Source organism: uncultured Algoriphagus sp. (assembly GCF_963974835.1).
Classification (GTDB): Bacteria; Bacteroidota; Bacteroidia; order Cytophagales; family Cyclobacteriaceae; genus Algoriphagus.
The window spans coordinates 59124-71884 of sequence record NZ_CAXBET010000006.1; the positions used below are offsets into that span (position 1 = coordinate 59124).

A 12761-nucleotide genomic window follows, 5' to 3' on the forward strand; every position below is an offset into this window, starting at 1 on the left:
ATTCTAACCTGTAGTAGATTGCTGGTTGTGATTTGTTACGAAAAGGATTCCATAAAATTGAGTAAGTAATACTATGTAAATACAATAGGTAGATGTGTTTAATAAAGTCTGGCTTTTAAGTAAAAATCCTCCGACTTCCTTTTTGAGGAGAGTTATCAAAGTTCAATTCCAGAAATTGATGGCTCTTAATAAATTCAACCAGCTTTCTCCAAACTCACCCTTATTGACTTGCTAATTGGCGTATTGCTTTTGTCGGCATATTCCTGAATTGGCACGAGGGGATTAATTTCAGGGAAATAGGCTGCCAAATTTCCCTGAGGAATATTGTATGGGACAACTAGAAACTGAAAGACTTTCCTCTCTTGCCCTTCATAATTGCTCATGATATTCACCACATCCATTTTTTTGAAATTCTCCCGAGCCATATCAGCTTCATTCATAAAAATCACTCGGCGCTCATTATGAATTCCTCTGTAGCGATCGTTCAAACCATAAATCGTTGTGTTGAACTGATCATGTGAACGGATACTCATCAGTAGATACTCGTTTTCTTTGAGGTTGTGGATGGGGAGTTCAGTATTGCTGAATTGTGCTTTTTGATTCGGGAGTTTGCTGAAATCCAGCTCCCTCACATTATTAGGCAAGTAGTATCCGGATCCTTCTGACTTGCTATTCATGTCCTTGAAGCTTGAGATCACCTCGCCTAGTTTCTCTCTCAGCAACTCATAATTTGAACCTAACAACTTCCATTTTACGGGATGGTTTCCTTTGAAATAAGCGGAAGCAATTCCAGCAACTATTTCAGGTTCGCTTTTAATATCATCCGAAATCGGATCGAGAAATCCCTTAGATTGATGGACAACTCCCATGCTATTCTCCACAGTGAAATGGCGTTGCTTTCCATCTTTTAAATCCTTATCTGATCTTCCAAGCGTAGGTAAAATCAACGCAATCTTTCCTGTAATCAAATGACTTCGATTAAGCTTGGTGCTGATCTGGACGGTTAGGTCACAGTTCTGAAGAGCTTTGGCAGTGTATTCAGTATCGGATGCGGCCGATGCAAAATTGCCACCCAAGCCAACAAAAATCTTTGCTATGCCCTCATACATGGCTGGAATAGCTTTTACTACATCGACTCCCGCATGATCAGGAGCATCGAATCCAAATGTGTTTTTGATCGCTGCATTTAATTCTTTTGAGACATAATGCATGATCCCTACACTGCGATCTCCCTGCACATTACTGTGACCCCGAACGGGACAGGTTCCCGCGCCAGGTTTGCCAAGGCTTCCTTTGAGCAAAAGTAGATTGACGCATTCCTTGATGTTTTCCACACCGTTTTTGTGCTGTGTCAAGCCCATCGCCCAGCAGATGATGATTTTACTTTTTTTAGCTAAAAGGGCAACAGCTTCGTCAATCAATTTCTCTTTAACTCCACATAGTTCAAGTAATTCCTGCTCGGAGTGTTTGTCCAAATGAGCTAAAAGAGATTCGTATCCTTCGGTGTATTTTTCTATAAAAGCATGGTCAAAAACAGTTGCGTTCTCTTTGTCTATCGCAGCAAGCTTTTTCTCAATCAGTTTTAAAAGTGCCACATCCTGATTGATTTTTACCTGTAGATAAATATCTGTCAAACCATGGCCATTAAGTAGCATTCCGCTTATTTCCTGAGGGTTTCGGAATCTGATCAGACCAGCTTCCTGCAGCGGGTTTATACTAATTATTTTGCCACCATTAGCTTTGCATTTTTCCAGTGCAGAAAGCATTCTTGGATGGTTTGTTCCTGGGTTTTGCCCCATTATCATCACTACTTCGGCTTTGTCAAAATCCTCCAATTTTACTGAGCCTTTGCCAATTCCTAATGTTTCGGAAAGTCCGATTCCACTCGATTCATGGCACATATTGGAGCAGTCAGGCATGTTATTCGTGCCAAATGCTCTAGCGAAAAGTCCATATAAAAATGCAGCTTCATTGCTTGATCTTCCTGAAGTGTAAAATATCGCTTGATCGGGATTCTCCAATGCATGAAGATGGTCCGCAATCACTCTAAATGCGTCTTCCCAAGTTATTTCTTCGTAATGATTCGATCCCGGTTTTAGGATCATGGGAGCGACTAACCGTCCACTTTTCCCAATTTTGAAGTCCGACCATTGGGAGATTTCCTGCACCGAATAATTTGAGAAAAAAGCATTGTCTACAATTTCTGAAGTTGCTTCTTCCGCCAAGGCTTTTGCGCCGTTTTCGCAATATTCTGCCACTTTAGATCTATGCTCAGGATCTGGCCATGCGCAACCAGGACAGTCGAAACCATCTTTTTGATTCATGTGAGAAAGTGTCTGCAATGACTTTATAGCTCCCATTTCCTTAAAGGTGTGCTGTAGCGCTACTTTCACCCCAATAAATCCAGCAGCATAGGTCGCAGGTTTTTTGAGCTCTATTCCGGTGAATTTTTTAGAGCTTAGAATTTCAATGTTTTTCCTCGCAGATGAAGACATAAAGCGGCAGTTCTTTGATTCATTTTCTTAAAGTAAAAGAAAGATGAAGGTCAAAATGTTTACAGAAAGGGAGAGTGATTGAATCTTTCTTTGACGGGCTACTTTGATTTTGGCCCAATAATGTCAGAATACGCAGATAATAAAGCCTCTTGTAACACTTCCTTAGAAACAACTCTAAGGTCAAAAGTTGTCCAGCCTTTTTGTCCCCATTTATTAGGTAATGGAAAAATTCCTTCAGGAACGAATTCGGAAAAACTGGCTTGTTCAGCAAGGTTAAGCATCAGGTTCGCAGTATTACTTTTAAAATCTAGCGTAGCAAAAATGCGTTTTTTCACAACCCGGAAAGCCATTCTTTCAAAATGGGGAGCCTGTTCAGTTCCAGGAAAGGATAGGGCCATGGCTGAGAAATCTTCTGGGTAAATCATATCAAAAGGGTTACTTACTTTATCCAAGTTTACAATTCCTGACTTAAAATAAAAAAACGGATTGAGTGCTCACCCAATCCGTTTCGTTAATCCGAAGATCTTTACAGTTAGACAACTGTTATGAATTTCTCTTTGGGAGTACGTACTTTCTTCATTTTTAATAGCCAATCGCCTTCTTCATTTCTATAGCCTAGTGGCAAAATAACTACACTTCGAAGCCCTTTTGATTTAAGATCCAGGATTTCGTCTAAGGCTACTGGATCAAAACCTTCCATAGGAGTGGAATCTACTTCCTGCTCAGCTGCTGCAATCAATGCGGTACCTAATGCAATGTAGGCTTGCTTTGCTGCATGAGTGAAGTTTTGCTGAGGGGTTTGTGCGCCGTATAAATTCAGCAGCTTATTTCTATAATCATCAGTTACGGAAGCGGGTAGATTTCTCTGCTCGTTGTTGTAATCGAATACACTGTTAATACGATCGGCGGTGTAATTGTCCCAAGCGGCAAATACCAATACATGCGAAGCATCAGTGATTTGACTTTGCCCCCAGGCAATAGGTTTGATTTTTTCCTTTACCTCCTGATCAGTGACAACCAAGATTTCATAAGGTTGTAATCCTGAAGATGAAGCCGAAAGTCTAATAGCTTCCAGGATATAATCTACTTTTTCCTGCGGAACCGGTGTTCCGTTCATTGATTTGGTGGCATATCGCCAGTTCAATTTTTCTAATACTTGCATAATAGCTTGATTCAGTTTTATAACTCCTGAGCTATCACTCAGAAGCAGTAATTACCAAACAAGCTTAGATTCTTAAAGTTCAATGTTTAGAAAATAAATGTATATACATGTAAATTTTTTGATTTATATTAATTTATCATGCTGAAATTTATTAGCTGGTTGATGCGAAGCTTAAATGAAGTTGATGAAAGTATAAGCTTATCAAAAGCACCAAGATTACTTAGCAGATTAAAAAGCGGGTCCTGGTAATGATGTAAAATCTTTATAAACCTTTCTACTTCTTTTTGAAAAGCTTTTTTCCTAACGAAATGATCCCGAAAACAGCAAAACCTATAATCAAGCCTAAGACAAATTCTTTGATGATGGAAGGGACAGCGGGTAATAGATGATGGAAAAATTCGACGTTGTGAACGAAAATTCCTCCGGAAACCAGGAGTAAGGCTATTGTACCTACGATCCCCATTCCCTTAATTATTTTTGGGAGAGCGTTAACTAGAACTAAGCCCACCTTGTCAGAAAAGCTGTCTTCCTGCTCGTTTAAAGCAATTAATTTGTAGCCAAACTCATCCATTCGGACGATCAACGCCACAATTCCATATACACCAACTGTGGCAAGCATAGAAATTACTGATACCACGATAATTTGCTCTAGAATTGGTTCATTGACTACAGTACCGAGTGCGATAATTACAATCTCCACAGAGAGAATAAAGTCAGTAACTATAGCGGATTTTATCTTTTCCTTCTCTTTAGCAAGAATTTGTTCTTCAGTAAGGTCCTCTGCAAGGATCACTTTTTTTGGATGTTTATGGGGGAAAATATATTCGTAAACCTTTTCAGCACCTTCATAAGCAAGGTAGAGTCCTCCAAGTAATAGAATGTAAGTGATGACTGCAGGGACGAAAGCGCTTAGCAAAAATGCAAAAGGAAGAATAATCGCTTTATTGATGAGGGATCCTTTTGTAATAGCCCAAAGTACTGGGATTTCCCGGTCTGAGACAAATCCCGAAGCTTTTTCAGCATTTACGGCCAAGTCATCTCCTAAAATACCAGCTGTTTTCTTAGCTGCTACTTTACTCATTACTGCCACATCATCCATCAGTGTAGCGACGTCATCTAACAATGCAAATATTCCTGAAGCCATTTATTATGATCTAATTATTTGAAAAATATTGGTGATTTCCCACAATTGCAGGTGAATATACTTTGCTCCGGCGATGTGAACAAATGAATATTTCAAGACTGGGATTTTACGTTAGTACTTGAGAAACTGGTTAACTTAGAATTTTATACATGTTTTATACCAAAGGATAAGTAATGGAAAGAGGTTTACTTGTAATTTTTATTTCACTGCTATCTAATTTCTCGGCATATGCACAGAATGAATCCCACCTCCCGCACAATGTCAATAGAATTGTCTTTTTGGGAAATAGTATCACCTACTCAGGCCAGTACATTAGCTATGTAGAAACATATTTTAGACTAAAGCATCCAGATCAAGAGTTGGAATGGATCAATGTAGGTTTACCAAGTGAGACTGTTTCGGGGCTATCTGAGGATAATCATGCCGGGGGAGCTTTTTCGCGACCAGACTTGCATGAACGACTCGACCGGGTTTTTGGACAGTTGAAACCTGATTTAGTTTTTGTGAATTATGGAATGAATGATGGAATTTACCTGCCACTTGACGAGGGGAGATTCCAGAAATATCAGGATGGAATGGAATGGCTTGATGCCAAAATCATGGAAATTGATGCCGAAGCTATTTTTCTGACACCTCCAGTCTACGACCCGAAAAAGGGTGAAGCTTATTCCAATGTGTTGGATAATTACTCGGATTGGTTGCTATCCAAAAGGTATACAGATGATTGGAAAGTTATTGATACGCATTGGCCGATGCGAAAATATTTAGAAGACCAGCGTGAATTGGATAGCGAATTTTTCTTGGCAAATGATGGTATTCATCCGGGTAAAACGGGTCACTGGTTGATGGCTAAGGAGATTTTACTTTTCTTGGGAGAATCCGAAGTAAAGGACTTTCCGGATATCCATAAAGCCGTCGCATCTTTTCCTAAAGGGAAAGAAATTCTGAGTTTGATTACCCAGCGCCAAGCTTTGCTGCGGGATGCTTGGCTTACGTCCACCGGGCATTTACGTCCAGGATTGGCTGAAGGTCTGCCATTAGAAGAGGCTCAGGAAAAGGCATTAGAAATTGAGGGGATGATTCAAGCACTTTTGAATTAGTAATATCTGACTGTTATAATTTAAGTTATCAAAAATTTTTGCTCATTCCGGTAATATGAGCGAATTGACTTTCGGATATTAGGATATAAAAAAAAGGCGACCATTGGTCGCCTTTCGAATTTATGAGTGATTGAATGGAATTTTAATTTACTTCTCCAATTTCACCTCGTTCAGCCATTTTTTGCATCTTCTTATTTGCATAGATAGCTACCTCTACTCTTCTGTTTTCCTGACGTCCTGCTTCAGTTTCATTAGTTGCAATAGGTTGCATTTCTCCGTAAGCCATGATCTCCATTCTGCTTTTATCAATACCATTTTCAGTCAAAAAATCTTCTACTGAATAGGCTCTTTTACGTGAAAGCTCCATGTTATAATCATCAGCACCAGTGCTATCTGTATGCCCTTCAACTAGCACATTCGTCTCTGCGTATTTTTTTAGTGTTTCAGCTAGTTCAGTCAGGTTTTCTTTAGATACATCGCTCAGATCAGATTTGTCCACCGGAAACATCAATCCCGAGTCGAATGTGATTTTTATTCCTTCGCCTACACGCTCCACAGTTGCGCCTTCGAGATCTCTTTGTAATTCATCCGCGGCCTTATCCATTTGATTTCCTATTATAGCTCCTGCGGAACCTCCAATGGCAGATCCTATCAAGACACCTACTGCCGTATTATTTTTACCGGCAATCACTCCTCCCAGAACTCCGCCTGCTGCGCCACCGATGGCGCCACCTTTAACTGCATTACTCGATTTACAACTTACAGCACCCAAAGTAGTAGATGCTATTAAGGCTGCCATTAAAAATTTGTTGGTCGTTTTCATATCATTATTTTTATTGATCCACTATATAGTTCAATTGATGTACCAACACGGCTTGGGGGCTGGTGGTTATGTTTATCTATTAACTGCGCGGGAAAATATTCCCGATTATGAGGAAATGTAACAGGCGGTTTCATTTACATTCATCGCAATTCTGGTAGTTAGATTCCTTACATTTATGTTTGAAGACCAAAACCCCAAAATTCCTAGTATGATGATGAAGAAATTATTTTTTTTAGTAGTGCTATTCTTACCGAGTATACTAATCGCTCAGCAAACGGGAGAGAAGATATTTCTATGGGAGGGAGGCGCTCCAGGATTTGAAGATCGAAAGGACGAACCCGAACTCGCACAGGACTGGTGGGTGAGAAATATTCATAACCCAAGTATCACACTATTCAAACCTGAAAAACCAGATGGTAGCTTTATTCTAGTTTGTCCAGGAGGTGGATTTAGAAATCTAGGCTATAATGGAGAGGGAGTTGCTCCTGCCAAATTTCTCAATGAGCTAGGAGTTACTGTTGGAGTTTTAAAATATCGTCTTTTCCGGGAAGAAGAATCGCCTTATACAGAACAGCATCCTACCCAAGATGTAATCCGGGCGATGAGAATGGTGAGGGCAAATGCCGAGAATTGGGGAGTGGATCCGGATCGAATTGGTATCATGGGTTTTTCAGCGGGCGGAGAGGTAGTCAACTGGGTTGCCTATGATGCTAATCCTGGTAATGCTAATGCAAGCGATCCTATAGAGCGATTCGCTGCTCAGCCAAATTTCCAGATTCAGATTTACCCAGGACCGCTGGGTACTCCGATGGTAGTAGCTAAAGATGCACCACCGATTTTCCTTGTTGCTGCAAATAATGATGAATGTTGCTCAAGCACTATTGTAGATACTATGTTAGCATACCGTAAAGCTGGTGCAGATGTAGAAATGCATTTGTATTCAAAAGATGAGCATGCATTTAATATGGGCTCTCGGTCTGAATTTGTAAGTATCAATCATTGGCCGGACCGATTGAAAGATTGGTTGGAGGATCATGCCTATTTCAAAAAGTAAAAATCCTTTAGGCATCTTAATTAATCACAATGTTATTAATGATGGCTGGATTGCTTGGAAAGGCTGGAGCAAGTACTTTTAAGTAAAGATTTTGCAATGAAAAAATTCTATTCCCTGCTTTTGTTTACGGCTTTATCTATTCCTTCCATTGCTTTTTCCCAGGAAGAAAGTCAAGAGCCAATCGTCATTTTAATATCACTGGATGGTTTTAGATACGATTATGTGGAACGATTCCAGCCTGAGAATCTCACCAGTTTTATAGAGGGTGGAGTTGCTGCAGAAAGTATGATGCCTTCCTTTCCTAGCAAGACTTTCCCAAATCACTACACGATAGCCACGGGCTTGAAACCTGAGCATCATGGTTTGGTGGATAATTCTTTTTACGATCCGGAGAAAGATCAGACCTACGCAATCAGTAAAAAGGAATTGGTTCAGGATGGGAGTTGGTATGGAGGAACACCACTTTGGGTGCTTGCAGAGCAAAATGATATGATTGCCGCGAGTTATTTCTTTGTGGGATCGGAAGCAAATGTGCAGGGAGTTAGGCCGAGCTACTATTATGATTATGATGGGAATGTAAGTAATCTGACACGAGTCACTGAAGTTTTCAAATGGTTGGAAATGCCTGAAGAAAAGCGTCCGAGGTTGATTACCATGTATTTTTCAGATATGGACGATACAGGCCATCGCTATGGACCGACAAATGATGAAAAGCTTTCGGAAACTTTGATGAAACTTGATCATGAATTAGGGGCACTTTTTGAGGGCTTAAAAAGCTATGATTTGAATATCAATGTAATTGTCGTCTCGGATCATGGTATGATGGAGGTGACGCCAGATCACTTCCTAAATCTAACTGAACTGACCAAAGGGATTCCTGCAAGAATCGTAAATAATGGAGCATTGGCTCACATTTATTTAGAGAATCCTGAGGATAAAGAGCAGGTGATTAAAACCTTGGAGAAATCAGACTTGCCGATTCATATCACAGATGTAGACGATAAGGAAAATTATCAGGATTTGATGTATAAGGACAGAATAGGCGATATTTTGATCATAGCTGACCGTGACTATTATCTAGCTTGGGAAACGACTTTGACACGAATGCAGGCAAATATGGAAAGGCTAGATACGGATAGATTTGGTGAGCACGGTTTTAGCACTGCTTACAAAGACATGCACGCGATCTTCTACGCTAATGGCCCCGCTTTCAAATCAGGATTAAAAATTGAAACTTTTCAGAATATCCATGTGTATCCCTTAATATGTAAGATCCTTGACCTTCCAGCTCCGGAAAATATTGATGGTAGATTGGAAGTGCTGGAGCCTATATTGAGATAACATAATGGATAAGATAGATATTAGATCGAGGAAGGAAGTGGATTTTTTAGTTAGGCGATTTTATGATCAAATTCGTCAACATGACACGCTGGGGCCGATCTTTAATGGAGTTGTGAAGGATTGGGATACGCATCTGATTCATTTGAGTGATTTCTGGGAAATGATCTTGCTACAAACTGGTCCTGGTGCCGGGAAATTCAACCCAGTGAAAGTTCACAGAAATGTGGATGCTGAAGTGGACAATAGCATAGAACAGGCACATTTTGGAAATTGGCTTGAACTCTGGTTTCAGACGTTGGATCGATATTTTGAAGGGGAAACTGCGGATTATGCTAAAGAACATGCACGGCGAATGGCGCATATGCTTTTTACGAGAATCTGGGAAGCGAGAGTTAAGTAGTGGGCAGTTTTTAGTCTCAGTGAACAGAGTCTCAGTTAGCAAAAGCCCTCAGGCTGCAGTGACATTTGTCCTGTTCGGGAGATTTGAACCAAGCTCGCTATGTCAGTTTTCATTCTCAGTGAACAAAGTCCCGACTCAGTGATCAGTTTGCAGGGAATGCAGGAAGTAAATCATGAGAATTCGAGGATTATTTTTAGCTTAATGAATATTTAACATTATCCCGAAATCATGAAAAGAATTACCATCCTCCTGTTTTTTATTTCCATTGCTTTTTTCGCCCAAAGTCAAACCAAAAATCTTTTTGATGGCAAAAGCCTTTTTGGATGGTATATGGACGTTCCGGATTTGGAAGCAGATAGTTCACTGAGAATTCCATTTATCATCAGAGATGGGCTATTAGTAAGTTTGGGTACACCGGAAGGCCATTTGATGACATATGAGGAGTATGACAATTACACGCTAGAACTTGATTATAGATTTGCTGGAAAGCCTGGGAACTGTGGAATATTAGTTCATGCGTCTACACCTCGGGCATTGTACGGGATGTTTCCGAAGTCTATTGAGGTCCAATTGATGCACAGCAATGCCGGGGATTTTTGGTGTATACAACAAAATATCGAAGTGGAGGATATGGAAACTAGGAGAGGTCCAAAGGAGAATTGGGGTGTAAACGGAAACAAGGAGCGTAGAATCAAAAATCTAACGGATGACTCGGAAAAACCTCTTGGCGAATGGAACCACATTAAGATTACCTGTGATGGTGACAAAGTAACTGTATGGTTAAATGGTGATCTTGTCAATGACGGATTTAATGCAACGGCCACACGTGGAAAAATTGCTTTGCAGGCGGAAGGTGCCGAGGTGGAATTCAAAAATATCTTGCTGACAGAACTTTAACCGGGATTCCCGATCTTTTTGTTTAGGGGGAATATTGAAATTCCATTCTGGGCAATTTATAGCTTATGATCCTTTGATATTTTTAAGGGTGACAGACTATTTTGGTTTTACTATTTTGACTGCATATAGAACCTCTGAGTCATTTTTTTAGTTGTGGATTGACTACGCATACTAATTGTTTTTTAGCAGACACATTTTTTGCTCTAAAACAATCCTTATAATTTAAGTAAGCGGATTGTAATAATCACCTAATGAATGGCTTGGAAAAAAGAAAAAACTGAGGAGCAGGTTGCCAAAGAGCTGCAGAACGAAATTGATACTGAACTCAAGAACTCTAAATCAAAAAGCAGAGATTCAGCCAAAACTCATGGTGAAATTCTAAGGGATCAGATTATAGATGCACTTGAGGTCTATGATAAGCGAACGACCAGCCTGTTTACAAGTTCACTTACCGCTGGTTTGGAGATTGGCTTCAGTTACTTGATGTTATGTACACTCTACTTTTTCCTTATGGGGAAGATGGATTCTCACTCTATCATCCGGGTGATTTCCTTAGTTTACCCGCTTGGGTTTATCATGGTTGTACTAGGACAAAGTATCCTATTCACAGAGCAAACAGCTTTATTGACTCTACCTGTTCTTAACAAAAAGAGGTCTGCCGTAAGTATGCTAAGGCTTTGGGGTATTGTGATTGCTGGTAACATGGTCGGGGGATATGTTATTTCCGCGATTTTACTTTGGTTGGGTCCACACTTGGAGATTTTCAATCATGAGGTAGTGGAGGTGATAGCCCTGCATACCCTCCGAACTGAGATTCACGTTATTTTTGTCAGTGCAATAATAGCGGGCTGGATGATGGGTTTACTTTCTTGGTTGCTAGCCTCGTCCAGAGATACGATCAGTAGAATTGTGATGATCTACATGATCACAGCCGTTATGTCATTTGCCGGCCTGCATCATAGCATAATCGGTAGTGTGGAAGTGTTCTCGGGAATGATCAGTTCGCCGGCAATCTCTGTTTTGGATTACCTCAGTTTCCAGAGTACCGCGCTGATGGGCAATGCCTTTGGCGGTGCGATCTTCGTGGCGTTATTGAAATATAGAGCCTTCGTCTTTAATATCGGTTCCAAAAATTGAGTTAAGGTAAATTAACTTAGCTAGTTAGTTTGAGCTATTTATATTGAGGGATGCAAAGACTTTTACTTCCCTTAATTGTAGTGCTAGCTCATTTTTCCTGTAGCCAAAAAGATAATTCAAGTACAATAAAATCACCTAACTACAGCTTTGAAATCATCGATTCTCTTCAGATTGATTACTTAGGGAGTTTGTGGATAATAGATTTGGATTCAGCTAGTCAAAGTTATTTAGCTAAAGGAAATCGTGATTTGGAATTCCTGATTTTAGATAGAGGCGGGCTGGTCACATCAACTATTAACTTCCCTTCTGATGGACCTAATGCGCTAAATGGATATATCAATCCAGTTGGCCTTAGGGATGGGGAGATAGAATTTCATATAGTGAATCAGGGTTTCTTTAGATACGATTTTGATGGAAATAGAATTTGGAAGTATAAACTGCCGTTTGATTATTTCTATATCAATGGATTGTCCGGGGATGCGATTTATCCTTTGGGTGATGCGATTGCATTTATCCGTCCAGAACGTGCTGAGGTGGTCACAGACGAATCAATGACAAGCATATTTGAAGGAATTTATGGTCAGCCTATTTTAGAAGTAATCGATACAGTTTCGAATGTTGATCGGGAGACCATGCCTTTTCCTCCCAATTCAATGTATAGCGATGGGAACTTCTATTTTTGGATGTTTCCGACAGTTATCAGATCGGATAAAGAATGGATTCTTTATTTCAGGAATGAAATGAAATACTGGGTTTATAAGGAAGAAGAGGGAGAAGTGATTTTTGACAGGGAAGTAACGCTTCAAGTGGATGATGCCGTGAAATCTATTGGTGTTTCATTCAAACAGGAAGTAGAATACAGTGAAATAACCAAGTATAATTTTCCGGGTACCATACGTGAAATCTACAGAGCAAAGGATAAGATTCTAGTGATTTACCATAAGGGTATTCCAGAGGAATTGGCTAGGCAGGTGGATCGAGATGAAGCTTCGGGACGGAGAGAATTGGAAAAATTGAAACAGTACTATGTCGCCGTATTTGACGCTGAGTTTAACTTGCTTCAAAATGATATTCCCGTTCCGAAAGGGCTAATATTTACCACTATTTTGACCGAGGAAGAAGAAGTTTTAGCACTAAAACATCCAGATTTTTTTGAAACAGAAGACGATTTAGTTGTTTATTACAAGTTGAAACTTCTAAATTAGGTC

Annotated in this window: 12 protein-coding genes; 7 read left to right on the forward strand and 5 right to left on the reverse strand. The window is 40.0% G+C overall.

Translation table 11 applies throughout. The features are described from left to right. Positions 1-194: 194 nt before the first annotated feature. The 4 genes from AACZ73_RS12990 to AACZ73_RS13005 all read right to left on the reverse strand — a co-directional run bounded on the left by AACZ73_RS12990 (position 195) and on the right by AACZ73_RS13005 (position 4801). A complete protein-coding gene (locus AACZ73_RS12990; RefSeq protein ID WP_339878429.1) occupies positions 195-2495 on the reverse strand; it encodes an FdhF/YdeP family oxidoreductase in 2301 nt (766 codons plus the stop codon). A 98-nt stretch (positions 2496-2593) separates the two neighbouring features. Then, on the reverse strand, positions 2594-2947 hold the full coding sequence (locus tag AACZ73_RS12995) for an MmcQ/YjbR family DNA-binding protein (RefSeq protein ID WP_339878431.1): 354 nt from the start codon (positions 2945-2947) through the stop codon (positions 2594-2596). An 80-nt stretch (positions 2948-3027) separates the two neighbouring features. After that, positions 3028-3657, reverse strand: coding sequence for a nitroreductase family protein (locus AACZ73_RS13000; RefSeq protein ID WP_339878433.1), 630 nt, complete (start codon positions 3655-3657; stop codon positions 3028-3030). A 274-nt stretch (positions 3658-3931) separates the two neighbouring features. Beyond that, entirely contained in the window at positions 3932-4801 is an 870-nt protein-coding gene (locus AACZ73_RS13005) for a DUF808 domain-containing protein (protein ID WP_339878435.1), read from the reverse strand. Positions 4802-4974: 173 nt separating this feature from the next. Here AACZ73_RS13005 and AACZ73_RS13010 point away from each other — a divergent pair, with 173 nt between their 5' ends. Continuing rightward, on the forward strand, positions 4975-5901 hold the full coding sequence (locus AACZ73_RS13010) for an SGNH/GDSL hydrolase family protein (RefSeq protein ID WP_339878436.1): 927 nt from the start codon (positions 4975-4977) through the stop codon (positions 5899-5901). 142 nt (positions 5902-6043) lie between these two features. On the opposite strand, the gene AACZ73_RS13015 is transcribed toward AACZ73_RS13010, so the two are convergent. Next, complete coding sequence (locus AACZ73_RS13015) at positions 6044-6700, reverse strand: OmpA family protein (protein WP_339878438.1); 657 nt, start codon at positions 6698-6700, stop codon at positions 6044-6046. A 238-nt stretch (positions 6701-6938) separates the two neighbouring features. Between AACZ73_RS13015 and AACZ73_RS13020 the strand changes: the two genes are divergently transcribed. The 6 genes from AACZ73_RS13020 to AACZ73_RS13045 all read left to right on the forward strand — a co-directional run bounded on the left by AACZ73_RS13020 (position 6939) and on the right by AACZ73_RS13045 (position 12758). After that, on the forward strand, positions 6939-7778 hold the full coding sequence (locus AACZ73_RS13020) for an alpha/beta hydrolase (protein WP_339878439.1): 840 nt from the start codon (positions 6939-6941) through the stop codon (positions 7776-7778). 96 nt (positions 7779-7874) lie between these two features. After that, positions 7875-9119 (forward strand): ectonucleotide pyrophosphatase/phosphodiesterase, encoded by a 1245-nt coding sequence (locus AACZ73_RS13025; RefSeq protein WP_339878441.1) that lies wholly within the window; start codon positions 7875-7877, stop codon positions 9117-9119. Positions 9120-9123: 4 nt separating this feature from the next. Then, positions 9124-9519 carry a group III truncated hemoglobin gene (locus tag AACZ73_RS13030; RefSeq protein WP_339878443.1) on the forward strand — a complete coding sequence of 132 codons (396 nt, stop codon included), beginning with the start codon at positions 9124-9126 and terminating at the stop codon, positions 9517-9519. 228 nt (positions 9520-9747) lie between these two features. Beyond that, positions 9748-10416 carry a DUF1080 domain-containing protein gene (locus AACZ73_RS13035; RefSeq protein WP_339878444.1) on the forward strand — a complete coding sequence of 223 codons (669 nt, stop codon included), beginning with the start codon at positions 9748-9750 and terminating at the stop codon, positions 10414-10416. Between the two features lie 255 nt (positions 10417-10671). Further along, a complete protein-coding gene (locus AACZ73_RS13040; protein WP_339878446.1) occupies positions 10672-11553 on the forward strand; it encodes a formate/nitrite transporter family protein in 882 nt (293 codons plus the stop codon). Positions 11554-11603: 50 nt separating this feature from the next. After that, positions 11604-12758 (forward strand): hypothetical protein, encoded by a 1155-nt coding sequence (locus AACZ73_RS13045; protein WP_339878448.1) that lies wholly within the window; start codon positions 11604-11606, stop codon positions 12756-12758. Positions 12759-12761: the final 3 nt, after the last annotated feature.